Annotated in this window: 18 protein-coding genes; 9 read left to right on the top strand and 9 right to left on the bottom strand. The window is 42.5% G+C overall.

Annotated elements, in window-relative coordinates; all coding sequences use genetic code 11:
- From QZ379_RS08855 to map, 3 genes are all read right to left on the bottom strand, one after another.
- The coding region (locus tag QZ379_RS08855) for a CinA family protein (protein ID WP_366933595.1) at positions 1-149 on the bottom strand (149 nt) is incomplete at its 3' end.
- A 24-nt stretch (positions 150-173) separates the two neighbouring features.
- Positions 174-1,199 carry a tRNA (adenosine(37)-N6)-threonylcarbamoyltransferase complex transferase subunit TsaD gene (gene tsaD / locus QZ379_RS08850; protein WP_291563350.1) on the bottom strand — a complete coding sequence of 342 codons (1,026 nt, stop codon included), beginning with the start codon at positions 1,197-1,199 and terminating at the stop codon, positions 174-176.
- A gap of 27 nt (positions 1,200-1,226) precedes the next feature.
- Complete coding sequence (gene map / locus QZ379_RS08845; RefSeq protein ID WP_291563348.1) at positions 1,227-2,081, bottom strand: type I methionyl aminopeptidase; 855 nt, start codon at positions 2,079-2,081, stop codon at positions 1,227-1,229.
- A 214-nt stretch (positions 2,082-2,295) separates the two neighbouring features.
- Between map and QZ379_RS08840 the strand changes: the two genes are divergently transcribed.
- Together QZ379_RS08840 and QZ379_RS08835 are read left to right on the top strand one after the other, a co-directional pair.
- Positions 2,296-2,514 (top strand): winged helix-turn-helix domain-containing protein, encoded by a 219-nt coding sequence (locus tag QZ379_RS08840; RefSeq protein WP_291563346.1) that lies wholly within the window; start codon positions 2,296-2,298, stop codon positions 2,512-2,514.
- Positions 2,515-2,630: 116 nt separating this feature from the next.
- On the top strand, positions 2,631-3,443 hold the full coding sequence (locus QZ379_RS08835) for a Cof-type HAD-IIB family hydrolase (RefSeq protein ID WP_291563343.1): 813 nt from the start codon (positions 2,631-2,633) through the stop codon (positions 3,441-3,443).
- A gap of 83 nt (positions 3,444-3,526) precedes the next feature.
- On the opposite strand, the gene QZ379_RS08830 is transcribed toward QZ379_RS08835, so the two are convergent.
- The 6 genes from QZ379_RS08830 to QZ379_RS08805 form a co-directional block, all read right to left on the bottom strand.
- Positions 3,527-5,428: an AMP-binding protein gene (locus QZ379_RS08830; RefSeq protein ID WP_291563340.1), complete on the bottom strand. Its 1,902-nt coding sequence runs from the start codon at positions 5,426-5,428 to the stop codon at positions 3,527-3,529.
- A 15-nt stretch (positions 5,429-5,443) separates the two neighbouring features.
- Positions 5,444-6,979, bottom strand: a complete 1,536-nt coding sequence (gene eptA / locus QZ379_RS08825; protein ID WP_291563338.1) for a phosphoethanolamine--lipid A transferase EptA — start codon at positions 6,977-6,979, stop codon at positions 5,444-5,446.
- Positions 6,976-8,187, bottom strand: coding sequence for a hypothetical protein (locus QZ379_RS08820; protein WP_291563337.1), 1,212 nt, complete (start codon positions 8,185-8,187; stop codon positions 6,976-6,978). Before QZ379_RS08820 ends, eptA begins: the two co-directional genes overlap by 4 nt.
- A gap of 70 nt (positions 8,188-8,257) precedes the next feature.
- The gene (gene ilvA, locus QZ379_RS08815; RefSeq protein ID WP_291563335.1) at positions 8,258-9,454 is read right to left on the bottom strand and encodes a threonine ammonia-lyase; all 1,197 of its coding nucleotides are present in this window, start codon (positions 9,452-9,454) and stop codon (positions 8,258-8,260) included.
- Between the two features lie 166 nt (positions 9,455-9,620).
- On the bottom strand, positions 9,621-9,881 hold the full coding sequence (locus QZ379_RS08810; RefSeq protein ID WP_291563333.1) for a hypothetical protein: 261 nt from the start codon (positions 9,879-9,881) through the stop codon (positions 9,621-9,623).
- Between the two features lie 24 nt (positions 9,882-9,905).
- On the bottom strand, positions 9,906-10,046 hold the full coding sequence (locus QZ379_RS08805) for a hypothetical protein (RefSeq protein WP_291563330.1): 141 nt from the start codon (positions 10,044-10,046) through the stop codon (positions 9,906-9,908).
- Positions 10,047-10,288: 242 nt separating this feature from the next.
- On the opposite strand from QZ379_RS08805, the gene QZ379_RS08800 reads away from it, so the two are divergent.
- From QZ379_RS08800 to QZ379_RS08770, 7 genes are all read left to right on the top strand, one after another.
- Positions 10,289-10,504: a helix-turn-helix transcriptional regulator gene (locus QZ379_RS08800; protein WP_042520066.1), complete on the top strand. Its 216-nt coding sequence runs from the start codon at positions 10,289-10,291 to the stop codon at positions 10,502-10,504.
- Positions 10,501-11,541: an ATP-binding protein gene (locus tag QZ379_RS08795; protein WP_291563317.1), complete on the top strand. Its 1,041-nt coding sequence runs from the start codon at positions 10,501-10,503 to the stop codon at positions 11,539-11,541. Before QZ379_RS08800 ends, QZ379_RS08795 begins: the two co-directional genes overlap by 4 nt.
- A 7-nt stretch (positions 11,542-11,548) precedes the next feature.
- The gene (locus QZ379_RS08790) at positions 11,549-12,316 is read left to right on the top strand and encodes a hypothetical protein (protein ID WP_291563313.1); all 768 of its coding nucleotides are present in this window, start codon (positions 11,549-11,551) and stop codon (positions 12,314-12,316) included.
- On the top strand, positions 12,267-12,782 hold the full coding sequence (locus QZ379_RS08785; protein WP_291563310.1) for a helix-turn-helix domain-containing protein: 516 nt from the start codon (positions 12,267-12,269) through the stop codon (positions 12,780-12,782). Before QZ379_RS08790 ends, QZ379_RS08785 begins: the two co-directional genes overlap by 50 nt.
- Positions 12,783-12,896: 114 nt before the next feature.
- A complete protein-coding gene (locus QZ379_RS08780) occupies positions 12,897-13,172 on the top strand; it encodes a hypothetical protein (protein WP_291563309.1) in 276 nt (91 codons plus the stop codon).
- Positions 13,173-13,352: 180 nt separating this feature from the next.
- Positions 13,353-14,684 (top strand): DUF6562 domain-containing protein, encoded by a 1,332-nt coding sequence (locus QZ379_RS12765; protein WP_366933594.1) that lies wholly within the window; start codon positions 13,353-13,355, stop codon positions 14,682-14,684.
- A gap of 47 nt (positions 14,685-14,731) precedes the next feature.
- Positions 14,732-15,886 (top strand): DUF6562 domain-containing protein, encoded by a 1,155-nt coding sequence (locus tag QZ379_RS08770; RefSeq protein WP_291563303.1) that lies wholly within the window; start codon positions 14,732-14,734, stop codon positions 15,884-15,886.
- Positions 15,887-16,108: the final 222 nt, after the last annotated feature.

Below are 16,108 nucleotides of genomic sequence, written 5' to 3'. Positions count from 1 at the left end.
CCCTTATAGAATTTAGAACTGCCTGGTATAGCCGTAATGGCAGCAGCCACATTACCGGCCGTACAACTTTCCGCAGTTGCAAGCGAGAATTCCTCTCTCCAGAAAATCTCACTTATATCTCTACTTAACATTTTACTCTCTACTGACATAATATACCTATATTTTATATTGTTCTACTTTATCGTCACTCTTGAATATGCAGGTTTGTCTATCGAACAGAAATCCTTGTCGAGGAACTTGTAATATCCTGTTATCGCTATCATGGCCGCATTGTCGGTTGTATATCCGAACTTCGGAATATAAATATTCCATCCATACTTAGCCGCATGTTCTCTGAAGGCATTTCTCAGACCATTGTTTGCAGACACACCTCCGGCAACAGCCACTTCATTAATGCCAGTATCCTTTACAGCCTTACGCAACTTATCCATCAGAATATCCACTATTGTTTTTTCAAGCGATGCAGCCAAGTCTTCCTTATGATGCTCAATGAAATCCGGATCATCCTTAAGCCATTCCCTGAGAGAATACAGGAAAGAGGTTTTCAGCCCGCTGAAACTATAGTCATATCCCGGGATATGCGGTTTACTGAAAGTATAAGCCGATGCATTACCTTGTCTTGCCAATTTGTCAATTATCGGGCCACCAGGATACCCCAACCCCATAACCTTAGAACATTTGTCTATTGCTTCACCTGCAGCATCATCAATAGTCTGTCCTAACACTTCCATATCATTATAGGCATTCACACGGATTATCTGCGAATTACCTCCTGAAACCAGCAGACACAAGAAAGGATATTTCGGTTGGTTATTATCCTCACCTGACTCTTTAATAAAATGTGCAAGCACATGTCCCTGCAAATGATTCACCTCCACCATTGGAATATCAAGCGACCTCGCAAGTCCTTTCGCAAAAGAAACTCCTACGAGCAGCGAGCCCATAAGTCCCGGTCCGCGTGTAAAAGCTACTGCGTTCAGTTCTTCCTTCTGCACACCTGCCCTTTTCAGAGCCTCATGCACTACTGGCACAATATTCTGCTGGTGAGCTCTCGATGCCAACTCCGGAACCACACCGCCATAAGCTTCATGCACTGCCTGGCTGGCAATTACACTTGACAGCAACACGCCATCGCGTATTACGGCAGCCGAAGTATCATCGCACGACGACTCTATACCTAATATAACGACATTATCCATTGTAATCTATAATATTAAAGTTTGAAATCAATAAGTAAGTATCTCCAATCCGTTCTCGGTCATAAGGAAAGTGTGCTCCCACTGTGCAGATGGAAGCTCATCCTCTGTAACAACAGTCCAGTCATCCTCCTCATCTACAAAAACTCTGTATGTTCCCATGTTAATCATCGGTTCGATAGTGAACACCATTCCCGGAACGAGCAACATACCGGTACCTTTTCTTCCGAAATGCTCCACGTCTGGCTCTTCATGAAATTCCAGTCCCACACCGTGTCCGCACAAATCTCTTACTACGGAGAAACCGTTCTTCTTGGCATGCTTCTCTATAGCATTGCCTATATCGCCCACAAATCCGAAAGGAGTTGCAGCCTTCATTCCAATCTCCAGACACTCCTTAGCCACGTTTACCAACTTTTCTTTCTCCGGCGATGTCTTTCCTATTATAAACATACGCGAAGCATCAGAATAATATCCATCCAAGACAGTAGATACATCCACATTGATGATATCGCCCTCTTCAAGGATTTCATCTTCCGACGGAATGCCATGGCATACTACCTCATTAATAGATGTACAAACGCTTTTCGGGAATCCTTCGTAATTCAAAGGAGCAGGAATAGCCCCGTGCGAAACAGTAAAGTCATACACCATCTTGTCAATTTCGGCAGTACTCATACCGGCTTTAATCTCGCTTGCCACTAAGTCAAGTACAGCTGTATTAATCAGTCCGCTACGGCGTATTCCCTCTATCTGTTCAGGAGTTTTAATAAGTTTTCTTGAAGGAACTAGATGTCCCTTATTCTGAAAGTAAAGAACTTTTTTGTCAAGTTCAGTCAGTTCAGCACCTTTAGGCACTTTCCAGTTTATTTTGTTTCTTATCATAAAATCAATATTGAAATACTATGCAAAGGTAGTAAAAATCGAAATAGACAGGAAACCATTATGTAATAGTTTTGCCTTGCACTGTTAAAAATGCTAAATACAAAAATCTTACCAAAATAAAAGAAGTATAAACCTTTTTATTCTAACCCAATAAGTCTATATTTGTAATCAGAGGTTATAACCTTATTCTAATAACAATTTAAAACATATCAAAATGGGCAAGTATCAAATCGGCACAAATGCCGGAATTGTCTGGAACAAACTGAAAGACAATGTACATTGGGATTACAAACAGCTGAAGGCAGCAACAGGTTTAACTGACAGAGATTTGAATGCTGCAATAGGCTGGCTGGCCAGAGAAGACAAGATTGATTTTGACATCAGCGATCAGCACGACACACTCTTTCTGAACGTTAATGTTTACATTGGATGATATACAGTCACAAGTTTAATTCCATGCCTCGTACAAAACGTGAAGTTTCGTACGAGGCTTTTTTATTTTAACATCAAAATTAGTACCTTTGCAACAGAATAAACAAACAGTAATTTATGAAATACAAAATCATCGTTTTAGACCTTGACGGTACACTCACAAACAGCAAAAAAGAAATAACCCCTCACACACTCGAAGTACTTATCCGTGCACAGGAACAAGGTATTAAGGTAGTCTTGGCATCAGGCCGCCCTACATACGGCATCGTTCCATTGGCAGAAAAGTTACAGTTATCAAAATATGAAGGCTATATACTTGCATACAACGGCGGTGAAATCATAGACTGGAAAACAGGCGAACTGATGTACAAGAACCTGCTCGACCACGATGTTCTTCCATACCTTTATAAATGCGCCAATGACAACAATTTTGCCATAGTGACATACGACGGCGAATATGTCCTCACCGAACATCCTGACGATGAATATGTATTGAAAGAAGCCATCCTCAACGTAATGAGAATCAAGAAAGTTGATAACTTCCTCGAAGCAGTAAAACATCCGATAGCAAAATGCCTTATCGTTGGTGAGCCAACCCGTCTTGCCGAACTTGAAAAAGAAATGTATGAACATCTGAAAGACCGTATGGGTGTGTTCCGTTCCGAACCATACTTCCTCGAGTTAGTGCCTAAAGGCATCGACAAAGCACTGTCACTGGCAGTCCTGCTGAAGGAATTGGGTATGACCAAAGACGAAATGATAGCCATAGGCGACGGCTTCAACGACCTTTCAATGATTAAATTTGCAGGAATGGGAGTCGCTATGGGCAATGCACAGCAGATAGTAAAAGACAATGCCGACTTTATCACACTGACCAACGAAGAAGACGGAGCGGCATATGCTATAGAGAAATTTATGAACGAAGAATAATCTTTCCGTCATCATTACCGTACAAAAAGAGCGCAACACAAAATGACAATATTTCGCGTTGCGCTCTTTCATTATATCTGACCTTATTTCAGAGCATCAATATTCTGCTGATTAAGAAGAGTCTTGCCTTCTGCAGTATAAAGATACTTGATTCTATCCTCGTAAGCCTTTTCTATCCTTCCTCGAACCATTTTCATCGTACTGTTTATCATCTTGTTCTGTTCCGTAAACGGTTCTGCAAGTACGGCAAAGCAGCTTGGCAACCATCTTTCAGGGAACATACCCTCATACTCTCCGCCACGTTTAAACTTGTTCAGTTCCGATTCCAGTTTCTGAAGTGCCGCCTTTCTGCCCTCTTCCGTATCCAAAGACAAACCACCTTCCTTCAGTTTGCGTGAAAGCTGTTCTCTGTTTGGAACGACAAGAGCCACTGTATAAGCCGACTGGTTATTATAGAGCATCACCTGGTCGATATAACATGATTTTTCCACCAAAGCCTCTTCTATACCTTCCGGACTATATTTCTCGCCATCGCTCGATATAAGCAGACTCTTGAATCTACCTTTCACATATAGCAGTCCCTCGTGAGACATATACCCCAAATCACCTGTATAAAGACGGCCGTTCTTAACTGTCTCAGCTGTAGATTCCGGATTCTTCCAATATCCTGCCATCACATTCTCGCCTTTTACAACTATCTCACCCATTTCTCCCACTGGAAGTTCTTTACCGTCTGCATCACAGATAGTTATCTCAATAGGCTTAACCAATTTTCCGCTTGAGCCGAAGCGATAGAGGTCCGGACCGTTTGACGAAATAACAGGAGTAGCTTCAGATAGCCCGTAACCCTGATACATCGGAATACCGATACCAACATAAAACTTCTGAAGATCCTTATCCAGCAATGCGCCTCCACCGATAAAGAAACGCAGTTCTCCACCAAAGCTCTGACGTACCTTCGAGAAAATAACCTTGTCAAAAAGAGCCACTAACGGACGCAACAGATGTTTCCATCCCTTAGAATCAAGATTACTGTCGCCGAAATACATCTGACGTACGGCAAGCCCAATTTTGAAAAGCCTGAGCGTAGTCTTACCCTTTGCACGAATAGCCTGTTCTATATTCTTCTTGAATGTTTTAGCCAGAGCCGGAACACTCAGAATAAAATGCGGACGCACCTCACGTATGTTCACCGGAATGTTCTTCAATGTTTCCAGAGGAGTTCGTCCCACCTGCACTGTAGCGACTGTAGCACCTCGCGACATCATGATATAGAATCCCACCACATGAGCGAAACAGTGGTCAAGCGGCAGAATGATAAGCGTACGCCAGGCTTCGTCAATATTGACCAAAGTCAGAGCCTGTTCTACATTAGCAGTATAGTTCCTGTGAGTCAGCACAACACCCTTTGGGTCAGCTGTAGTACCGCTGGTATATGTTATAGTGGCATAATCATCATTGTTTATCGAATTGGCTACAGAAAGGAACTCATCCATAGGAGTTTTCTTCAGGAATTCATCCCCCATTGCCATTACATCCTCTACATATATCTCTCCTTCTGCATATTCCTTCTGCTTGTCGAATATTATGATTTTCTTAACGAGAGGGAACTGAGCCTTTATCTGACGCAGTTTGGGCGACTGATTTCCTGACACCATTATATATTTCACGTCGCCATGCACAAGGCGGAACAGCAAATCATTACTCTCTTCTAATTTTACAGACAGAGGCACATTGACAGCCCCGGCATAAAACATAGCCAGTTCACCGATAATCCACAGATTGCGTCCTTCACTCAGTAAAGCCATTGTATCCCCTTTCTTTACCCCTAATGCCTGCAATCCGGCCCCAAGACGATACACCTCATTTTTAACCTGAGCATATGTAGTAGAAGCAAATTCCTTACCCTTTTTCTCGAGAAGGAATGTATTGTTCGGGTATTTCTTTACGGAATCCTCAAACAAATCTACCAATGTTTTCTTCATTATATATCTAATTTATCAGTTCTTATTCCCCGCAAATATATCCATCTCACCATTATATATAGGGCTCTCAATACCTAAGAAAGACAATACACTATGGAATACATGATACTGTCCCACTTCGCGGCTTGCATCAACCTTCATATTCCTGTCCGAAGTCCACACTATAAAAGGAATTTCCACCTGTTCCTTAGGAGCCACGGCCATAGGAACACCATGCATATACAGATTTCCCTCTCCCAAAGACTCTCCATGGTCGGATACAAACATCACGCATCCGCGCCTTTCCGGTATCTCGCGCAGTATCTCTATCACCGAATGCACCAGATAGTCTGTATAAACAATAGTATTGTCATAAGCATTCATCAGCTCCTGCTTGTCGGCCTTCGCCATTTCTACAGTGGTACATACCGGAGTAAAAACCTCAAACTTTGCAGGATATTTCTTGTTGTATGTCGGACCGTGACTTGTACTGGTATGCAGCACCACAAACATCTTGTTTTTTGTACACGAAAGGATATCCTCTTTCAGTCCGGCCAAAAGAATACCGTCATATTTCTCATCAGCCTCAGGGTACTTCTTCTTGATATCCTTTGCCTTATAGTACTTGTCGATATGTACCGGAGGCTCACCCCAGTTGGCAGTACGCCACACCACATCTACACCATTACGGAAAAGATAATTGGGAAGTATCTCATAAAGCTTATTAGTCTTTTGATAATCCAAAATAGCCTTTACCCCGGCTGTAGTGTAAGTAGCAGCAGCATTAGCCACCAATGCAGTCACACTGTCCTTCTCCAAGAAAGGATTCGTAGGTCTGCCGTATCCGTAAAGCGAGAAATTCTCCCTTCTGGCAGACTCTCCTATTATCAGCACACATACATCCTTACTGTCAGTTACTATCTTTGCATCAGGCAGAGGAATAGCCTTACGGTTTCTCTTCTTCTCTGCATTATAAAAGCGTATCGAATTAACCGTATATGACCAAGGCATCAGAAGACTGCCCAGCTGAGTAGCATGACGGTCTATCCAAGGCCAGTTCTGGATATTCACAAGTGCTATAACAAGAACAATACCAAGCGACGAACCGATATGAGCAAAGAAGCGTTTCGACTTGCCGTAATCTACCTTCCTTTTAAACAGGTAAATACACGGCAGAACGCCCAACAGAAGTATATACAGGATTGACAGCCATGAGAAAAATCCCGAAGCCTCAGAATATTGCGTATTGAACACATTACCCATCATCTTGTCAGTGACTAGCACCTGATAAGTATTTATAAAATAAAGGCACAGTGCATTTCCTAAAAAAAGAAAACCGAGAATACCCTTGCCCACCACACGTCCGAGAAACAATACGAGATAGTAGAAGAAATAATTCAGGCCAAGCATTATGAATACCAGCCCGACTGTAATAAGCACACCGTTAAAATCAGCCTTTATATTCTCAACCACATGACTGAAAAACGGCCAGTGGTACGCAATAAGCGTAAAAACACTCAATTCTCCTGCCGCACGTGCAAGAGATACTCTTTCTTTCAAAAAAAATCTCATTTAAAATACACTTTATAAAACAATACTATTACCCCGGTGCACAAAGCCAAAACAGCAAGATTGAAAAGTACCGTGAGAGGTATATTTACAGTATTCGATGGTTCCCTGTACGGAGAATCCGAAACAGAAGCATCATATCTTGCAAACGGATTAGAATAAATAACCTCCCCTTCCGGGAAATAAGCAGTAATTCTCACATACGAGTCTTCCGGTTTCATGTCATATTCTGCCTCATACGCATCCTTGGCCAGCGCAAGAGTTGTGTGATTCTGTCCGATGAACTTAATGCTGTCAGCTTTCTGCGAGAGAGAGATAAACACAGTTGTGCTGTCCATACCTATCTTATTTACAGAAGGCAGGTTCCTGTTCTTAGCATATTTCACCTCCCAGTCGCCATGACCATAATCAGGAACACGCATAGCATAATATTCACCACTGAGCAACGTCTTCTTAATATCATCATATCTTGCCGAAGGACAATACAGGAAATTACATCTCACAGCCATCTTTCCCGACCTGTCCGGATAATGCAAGTCATCGTTTGCCAGTCCGAAACTGTATCTTCCTGCACTCAAAGCCCAGTCCCAATACTCGTTTTCCTTGCTTTTGCCACTGTCCAATTCCATCAGCCTGTAGCCTTCCAGTCTTCTCATCTGATATTCAGACGTACCGCCCGTTCTGAGCGGATGATTCATCTGGATGAAATCAGACTCCTTTGCGAGCAAATCCAACTGAAACTGTTTCTGGAATACGAACAACGGCAACAGATTGTCAAAACGGTTCACACTCTCGCATCCGAACACCAATTTGTGATACTTGAAGATGTTTATACCATGTTCATATACATTCACCTGCAATGCCGTATCATACGGATGGACAGTCAGCTCGTTATGATTTGAGAAAGTGACGATGTCATATCCGAACTTCCTGTACGCACTGTCAGTCTGGTCAGGCCGGTATTCACACTCGTTGAATATACCCTTCACACGTGTATGAGTATGAAAGTTCGCTCTCTTCCACGGAATGGAATCCACACCTTCGAGCGACGCATACGGATTGAATATATCCGGTCCGCTGAAAGGCCTTGCCTCGCTGAAATTATATACCGGACTGACGCTTGTTGCAACAATGGCAAACAGAGCGATGAAAAACACTATACCTAAAAACTTCAGCAGTACTACACCTGCTTTCCGAAAAAAACTTTTCATAATATTCCAATTTTATTTTGAGTTGTCAATGTCCTGCAAATATACATTTTTCTTTTCCATAATGCAACCGTTAGCCCACAATAGAATATCCGGCCTGCTCCAGGGCACCCCTTATAAGCGCAATATGCTCGGCATTACGTGTCTCCATAACAAGACGCAGGAAGCATGCGGTGACATTACTTGTATTGTTGTTTCTCTCATGAAGCACGGAAATGATATTTCCACCAAGATTGGCGATAATCTCCGCTACCCCCTTCAGCTCTCCCGGTTTGTCGTGCAAGTCGAGTGTCACAGTATAAGTACGTCCAGACATATCCAGACCTCTATTGATTACACGGCTCAGTATAGTAACATCAATATTTCCGCCCGACACCACACAGATGGTTTTCTTTCCGGCCACAGGCACCTTATTAAACATTGCAGCCGCTACAGCCACAGCTCCTGCCCCTTCGGCAATAAGCTTCTGCTGTTCCATCAATGCAAGAATAGCCGCACAAATCTCATCCTCGGTCACAGTCACTATACCGTCAACATACTTGCTGCAAATCTCGAAAGTATGTTCTCCCGGTTCCTTCACCGCTATACCGTCAGCCACAGTCGAAACAGAAGGCAGACACTCACGATGTGCCTTTTCTATAGAACGAAGCATACTTGCCGCCCCCTGAGCCTGAACGCCGTAAACCTTTACGTCCGGTTTCAAAGATTTCAAAGCATACGCCACACCGGAAATAAGACCGCCACCACCAATAGGAACGATAACAGCCTCCACATCAGGCAACTGGTTCAGCAGTTCCAGACCTATAGTACCCTGCCCTGCTATCACACATTCATCGTCAAACGGATGAATAAACGTATATCCCTTCTCCTCCTTCAGTTCAAGAGCCTTCTGATAAGCGTCATCATACACTCCCGGCACAAGGCAAACCTTCGCACCATATCTTTTCGTAGCCTCAACCTTTGATATAGGAGCTCCCGCAGGCAGACAAATCAGCGAGTCAATACCATTCTTCGTAGCACCCAGAGCAACCCCCTGAGCATGGTTCCCAGCCGAACAGGCTATCACACCCTTCTTCTTTTCTTCTTCAGTCAGACAAGCTATTTTATAGCAAGCACCTCTCAGCTTGAAAGAACCCGTGTATTGCAGATTTTCCGGTTTAAGATATATCTGACTCTCCGGATTTATCTGAGGCGCATATATAAGGTCAGTTCTTCTTATTATATTCTTTAGGGCAAACGAAGCCCTGTAAATGTTGTCTAATGTTATCATAAAAACAAATTTTTAAGTCTTTTGTCTAGTTTATTATTTTTTACCTGTCACTTTATCATTGCGAGCGCAAAAATACTTCTTTTTATTGTAAGCAATAAATCTGTAGGACTGAATATATCATTTTTATACCGAAAAAACGTTCAGACAATTATATCTTCATTCAACTTTATTCTCCGTTATCTAAAAAACGTTTTAAATCATAATACATTGAACGTGTTTTATCTTTTTCATCTTTTATAGACAAAAAGTCAAAACCAGTTTTACCTTTAGACAAATCCTCCAGCAGATAAGTAACAGCCATTAAATCAGTCAGATATTTCTGGGCATCTTCAAATAAAAAGCCGTTTAAGTCATCGTCTTTACACTTAAACGGCATTATCTCGCTATCCGCTTTCAACGGTATAAAATAATAATCTTCAAGGGCCATGATTATATCAGAATGTAAATGCAGCTATGGCCTTGAACTTTTCATAAACTTTCTTTGCAGCCTCTTTTCCTCTTTGGCCTCTGGTTTCAAGTGAGCCATTTTCTCCGCAAAGCGTTTAGCATCCTTACCGGTAAGTACCGGAGTTTCTTTAATAGGTCGAGCCATAATCTTTATTTTTTAACTAATTGCAAAGGTACGGATTATCTTCATAAAAATCAAATTATGAAATACATTTCTTATATAATTAGGTTGCTATCAGTTTTTTTTGCGATATCCTTATGTAAAAGTCGGTTATTGCGAAATACTCAATTATTTGCATATGTCGTAAATATTTTGAAAATATTGTTCCTTTTTCTGAAATTATTTTCGTACTTTTGCAAGTGTATTTACTTATTTTATAATAATGTATGGCAAAGAAAGATGTAAACAGATTGAAGATAATGTTGGCAGTAACCAAGCACTCAAACAAGTGGTTGGCAGAAATGTTGGGTAAAGACCAAGCAACCATTTCTAAATGGTGCACAAACACTTGCCAACCAGACTTGGAAACCTTAATACGGATTTCTGATTTGCTGAAAGTGGATGTAAACGATTTGTTAAACAAAGAATGTATCAAAGAATGATGGACGATATATTGAAACAGATAAAGGCTGGCGAGGTGTCGGGGGTGCAGTTCAAGGAGCGCATCCTCGACAAATATGATATTGCTTGCGAGTTAGTGGCGTTCAGTAATTCACATGGTGGGAAATTAGTAGTTGGTATAAAGGATAAAACAGGAGAGATCAATGCCTTGTCGTATTCGGAGGTACAAGAAACTACCAACTTATTGAGTGACATTGCTTCTGAAAAAAATCTGCTTCATCAGTATGAAACTATCATGGATTTCTTCACTCGTAACCTACATAATGTGCAGGTGGGAGATGAATTCAACAGCATGGGTAAGTTGGAAATACCTTACACAAGCTTGGTTGAGTTCACGGTAAACAGTCTTGTACATCGCTCGTTGAACATGAAAGCTCCTGTTCGCATTTTCATTTTCGACAATCGTGTTGAGATTCATAGTCCTGGTGCATTGCCTAACGGACTCACTATTGATGACATAAAGGCTGGAACATCCATGCCTCGCAATATGTTCCTTTTTAACAATGCTATATACTTGCTGCCATACACTGGTGTGGGTAGCGGCATCACTCGTGCTCTTGATGAAGGTGTTAATGTCACGTTTATGAATAATGACAAGGCGCAGGAATTTGTCATCACGGTTTGGAGAGAAGAAAGTAACGAAGTCGAGAAAAAAAGTAACCAAGTCGAGGGGAAAAGTAACCAAGTCGAGGGGAAAAGTAACCAAGTCGGTAACCAAGTCGAACAAAAAAGTAACGAAGTCGAGGAAAAAAGTAACCAAGTCCAAGACTCTGACACTCGACTTAGACACTCTGACACTAAAAAAGTGTCATTGTCTAATAAGCAAAGGGATATAGTCAATTTCTGTTCAGTTCCTCGAACCACCGCAGAGATCATGGAACGCCTTGGTTTATCCAATCAGACAAAGAACCGTGAGCGTTACATCACATCCCTTGTTGCAGCAGGGTATTTGCAGATGACTAATCCGGATAATCCTACAGCAAGTAATCAAAAATACAAGAAAGTAAACAAAAGATAAGAAGCGTATGGATTCATTATTTCTACTTCAGTTTGCATGTTTTATATTCATGCTCATCAATGCCTTCATCGTAGCACTCTCTCATCTGCATGTAAGATGGGAGAACAAGCGGTATGAGCGTTCTCGATGGATGATCGTTGCTGCCCTGATAGGACTGGCGATACAATATGTCATTCAGATGGGTTTCGGCTTCCGTGCAGCTGACGACAGTCTTGGGGCTGTCGTTAACATCCTCGTCTATACGCCCTGTTTTTCGCTTATCTCCATGGGAATCTACAACATAGAAACCACCCGTGCTAACCTCAGAAAGATGATACTGATGTGCAGTGGCATTTATGCTGCCATCATTGTGGTCTTTTGCGTGGGAATCAGTCTTCATCATAGCCTGTATATCAGAGAAGGGCTTTATCTGATGCTGACTCTGTTTTGCGTAAGTGTTTTCTATTGCATATACATGATTATTCAGGAGATGATTAGGCGTAAAAATATGTTGGAGACAATGGCTGCAACAGACTTGTTGCCTTACGTAAGATATTCGCGTGCAAGTGTAGTCATTCTATGGCTCGCAGTTCTCGCTATGCCAGTTGCCATCTTTTCTACTACCTTGTTATATATAGTATGTCCTGCCGTATTGCTTGCCTTGTTGTTCTTCAACCTTACGTTTATTGCTCTCGGCAGCAGTTATATCCCTACCGAAGAACTCTTGGATAAAGAAGTGGAAAACGATGCCTTGGTGGGAACAAAATATAGGTATGGGGGGGGCACTTTCTGCTAAACAGCAGACCTCTGCTGATAGCAGAACAGAATCTTTACAACCACTTTCCGATGAGCGCAGAGATTTCATCCAGAAAAGTCTTGATGCATGGTGTGCGAATTTAGGATATAAGGACAGTACTGTGAATATGCTTACCCTCTCTCGCACACTTTGTATCTCCAAGGATGAGTTATCTGTATTCTTCGACCAGTATCTGAAAACTACATTCAGAATATGGCTTGGTGATATACGTTTCAATAAGGCAAAGAAGATGATGTTGGAATTTCCAGACTATAGTAATGACATTATTTCTGCCGAGTGTGGCTTCTCTGCCCGTACCTATCTGTACCGGATATTCAAGTTAAAGGAAGGTTGTACGCCTACCGAATGGCGAGAAGAACAAGTTGCAAATGCAGCACCAGATGATAAAAACAGGATTAACCATTTTTCAATAAATATCAGAAAAACGCATAATAAAAGGGAATAAATCGTTAAAATGGGTGTCTACTTCCTACGAAGTAGACACCTAAAACATAGGAAGTAGACACTTTGACAGGGGAATGCGCCACCTTTTTTTGATGAAAAACACTATCTTTGTGCCATGAAAGAAATAATAGAAACAATGCCAAGGATTGAATTAGCCCTGATCATCATCGGGGTGTTTGTACTCATATCATGTATTATCTTCGGATATGCCATGATACATGAGTACAGGATGTATCTTGAGAATCATTGGAAGGCTCGCTATAGCTTCTGTGATTTCATCAAGAGGGAGAGATTCTATATCTATCTGTTTCTCGGATTGACTTTTGTTGTCATTCTGGGAATCACAGTATATATAATGGCAATGAGAGAACAGGTGTCGTTCGGTGGATAATGCCGCTGCATAGTGGTAAGATTCGACAGAACGCACAAAAGTATTTATTTTTACAAGAAATTATTAATTCAAAAACAAAAGATATGAAGATGAATTATGTAAAAATGAGATGGCTTGTTCATTCCTCTATGGGGCAGCCGTGTCGTGACTGAAAAAAGAAATAAAGGAGAACCAAAGACGATGAATACGAAAAGAAGATACATCTATCTGAAGATATGTACGCTGCTCATGTTCGTGTGCCTGACAGCCTGCAACCGTGACCCGCACGAGGAAGAGAGGGGTATGGCCGTAACCATCGACAATACCCAATGTCCAGACGTGCCTATCGGGGCAATCAAGCTCTACATCTACGGCACGGGGGGAAACCTCTACGCCACCTACAACTATGCGGACGCACGGGGCATTGCTTCCGTCCTGTATCCCTTAGAAGCCGGACACTACACGGTAGCGGTGGTCATCAATGCGGACGAAGAAGCGGCGGAGACCTCCACCCTCACTGCCCTGCACGAGTGGTTAGAGATAGAGATGAGCCACGAGACCAACCTGCTTTCGGGCATAGCGGAGGTGAATGTGACGGAGGACGGCATCAGCCCTGTCACCGTCTTCCTGCAGCGGGGTGTTTTCACGCTGTCCACGCTCCGTCTGCTGCTCACGCTGCCCGTCCAGAAACTGCCGGATTACACACCAGAGGAGAGCAAGACTCGTGCCGCCGGAAGCGCCAATACAATAAGGTGTGTGGCAGAACTCTGCAAGGCAGGCACGGACATCGTGGTGCTTCACAAAGCCGTGACACCCGTCCCGCAAGCTGACGGCACATATCTCGTGGAGCTTGAATTGGCAGAAGGCTCTTACGACCTGCGTCTGTGGACGGACTATGCCCGCGCTGACAATCCGCTTGCCGACACATTTTATCATACGGAAAGCCTGAAAGCAGTGACCATCGTCACGAAGCCATACACAGCGAACACCGATGCCAAGGATGCGGCGTACTATAACAAAAGTGACATCACGTTGTCGGAAGAGGGCGCAACAATGAATGTGCAACTCCAACGCCCATTGGCAAAGTACCGCCTCATAGCCAAAGACGTAGAAAACTACCGCAAGCTGATGGAAGCGAAGCCAGATATATACCCCCCGTTGAAGAATCTGACGGTAAAGGTTCAGTATGAGGGATATTTCCCCTCTGTATTTAATGTTTCTACAGGAAAACCAAATGATGCCGTAGGTGGTATAAGTTACTCGCAGGTATCACTTCATTATAATGATGTTGACAATGAGGTTTTGTTAGGCGGCGATTGGGTGTTGGTAAATGGAACAGAGTCACTTGTCAATGTTACAGTTACCGTAACCGACAACCTTGGTAATACGTTATGTCGTGCTTCGGGTGTTCAGATAAATTACCGGAATAGCCACCTTACGACAGTGTATGGCAATTTTCTTACGGCTGGCATCAACAAGGGCGGCATCGACATAAATACCGAATGGAGCGGAATATACAATGTGTGGTTTTAAGTAACAACTAAATATACAATTAGAAAATGATTAAAAAAGTTTTTTTGATGCTGGGCATCGCAGCGATGTTGGCATCGTGCAGTCAGAACGAGGAGTTGTTTACCGACAAGGGAAACAACACAGTACAACAGGTGACTTTCACACTCGCAACCGACGAGAAGCCCCAAACACGAGCTACCGTGGATGGCTTGCGTTATGTGGTTGCTGTCTATGATGAGGCTGGTACGACAGAAGTAAAGCAGGAAACAACTTTCGAAAACAACAGTTTTACCATCATGTTGCCTCCGGGTACATACAAGTGTCTTTTTTGGGCAGACTATGGCAGTACGAACTATGACGCAACGGACTTGACAAGTGTGAAAGAATTGAAAAGCACTGAGGCAGACGCCAATGCCGAGGCTTTTTATGCAAACCAATCGGTTAAAGTCAGCAATGGCAATCAGGTAAACGTTACGCTGAATCGTGCTGTAGCCAAAGTAATTTTGAGGGAAACCGATGTGTTGGAGCCTGGAAGCATGACCGTGACTTATAGCCGCCCATCGAGCTTCAATGTGGCAGACGGTACGACAACAGGGACAGAATCTGACACCAAGACACTGTCCATCGAAAACGAAATACATGGGACAACCGATTCTCCTGTGGAAATAGGCAGTTTCTACGTGTTGGCAAGTGCGGATGAGGCAAACCTCGACAATTTCATTACACAGTACAATGAAGAAGAAAAAAAGACGATAAGTAATGTACCCGTACAAGCTAACTATCAGACTTACATCACAGGAAAGTATGGAGCAAAGGTCAACCAGCAATTCCTTATAGATGTCAATACCACCTGGAGTACTTCGGACAAGGAAGGTAAGTTGCTGAATGTTAATGGAGACTACACACTTGTCAACAAAAGCGGCAGTTATGACTGCATAGTTCTCTCTTCTACCGGCACTTCTGCCATCGTAGCCTGCAAGACCAGACAAGCGGGAGCTGAAAACAAAGAGGCAGCCGCAAAAAAGGCAGAGGAAATCGGAGGACGGCTCGTCACCTTTGCAGAATTTAAACTTTTATGTGATGCAGGCATAGTAGAAGATTCTTATGATGATTATTATTGTTCTGATGATGGACGATGCTACTATCTTCATGGTAGCACAGGCCATGACGGTTTAGTAGAATCTAATCTAGAATATTATGTAGCTTTTGATATAACAAAATAAATAATCATGCGTGGACGGAGAATCCGATAAATGACATGCCTCAGAGTAATCGTTTCTTCCTGACCAAAGCAATAAATATCCAGAATTAAATGTATAACAAATAATTATCAACTAGGGTGTTCAATTGATTGTACCTAAAAAACGTTCAATAAGAACACCATGTTAATAATATAGTCAAAAGTAATTGAATTGCGAAAAATTCCCCCAAAAGTATTACCTTTG

The organism is Bacteroides sp. (assembly GCF_019417265.1).
Lineage (GTDB): Bacteria > Bacteroidota > Bacteroidia > Bacteroidales > Bacteroidaceae > Phocaeicola.
The sequence above is the reverse complement of the archived record's forward strand: the minus strand, read 5'-3'. Positions and strand labels throughout refer to the sequence as shown.

Coding starts and splice junctions, on each gene's coding strand:
- QZ379_RS08810 (WP_291563333.1), bottom strand. CDS start 9,881: ATGGCCCTTGAAGATTATTATTTTATACCGTTGAAAGCGGATAGCGAG.
- QZ379_RS08770 (WP_291563303.1), top strand. CDS start 14,732: ATGCTGGGCATCGCAGCGATGTTGGCATCGTGCAGTCAGAACGAGGAG.
- QZ379_RS08795 (WP_291563317.1), top strand. CDS start 10,501: ATGATGGACGATATATTGAAACAGATAAAGGCTGGCGAGGTGTCGGGG.
- QZ379_RS08805 (WP_291563330.1), bottom strand. CDS start 10,046: ATGGCTCGACCTATTAAAGAAACTCCGGTACTTACCGGTAAGGATGCT.
- ilvA (WP_291563335.1), bottom strand. CDS start 9,454: ATGATAACATTAGACAACATTTACAGGGCTTCGTTTGCCCTAAAGAAT.
- tsaD (WP_291563350.1), bottom strand. CDS start 1,199: ATGGATAATGTCGTTATATTAGGTATAGAGTCGTCGTGCGATGATACT.
- QZ379_RS08820 (WP_291563337.1), bottom strand. CDS start 8,187: ATGAAAAGTTTTTTTCGGAAAGCAGGTGTAGTACTGCTGAAGTTTTTA.
- QZ379_RS08835 (WP_291563343.1), top strand. CDS start 2,631: ATGAAATACAAAATCATCGTTTTAGACCTTGACGGTACACTCACAAAC.
- QZ379_RS08800 (WP_042520066.1), top strand. CDS start 10,289: ATGGCAAAGAAAGATGTAAACAGATTGAAGATAATGTTGGCAGTAACC.
- QZ379_RS08780 (WP_291563309.1), top strand. CDS start 12,897: ATGAAAGAAATAATAGAAACAATGCCAAGGATTGAATTAGCCCTGATC.
- QZ379_RS08840 (WP_291563346.1), top strand. CDS start 2,296: ATGGGCAAGTATCAAATCGGCACAAATGCCGGAATTGTCTGGAACAAA.
- map (WP_291563348.1), bottom strand. CDS start 2,081: ATGATAAGAAACAAAATAAACTGGAAAGTGCCTAAAGGTGCTGAACTG.
- eptA (WP_291563338.1), bottom strand. CDS start 6,979: ATGAGATTTTTTTTGAAAGAAAGAGTATCTCTTGCACGTGCGGCAGGA.
- QZ379_RS08790 (WP_291563313.1), top strand. CDS start 11,549: ATGGATTCATTATTTCTACTTCAGTTTGCATGTTTTATATTCATGCTC.
- QZ379_RS08830 (WP_291563340.1), bottom strand. CDS start 5,428: ATGAAGAAAACATTGGTAGATTTGTTTGAGGATTCCGTAAAGAAATAC.
- QZ379_RS12765 (WP_366933594.1), top strand. CDS start 13,353: ATGAATACGAAAAGAAGATACATCTATCTGAAGATATGTACGCTGCTC.
- QZ379_RS08785 (WP_291563310.1), top strand. CDS start 12,267: ATGCCTTGGTGGGAACAAAATATAGGTATGGGGGGGGCACTTTCTGCT.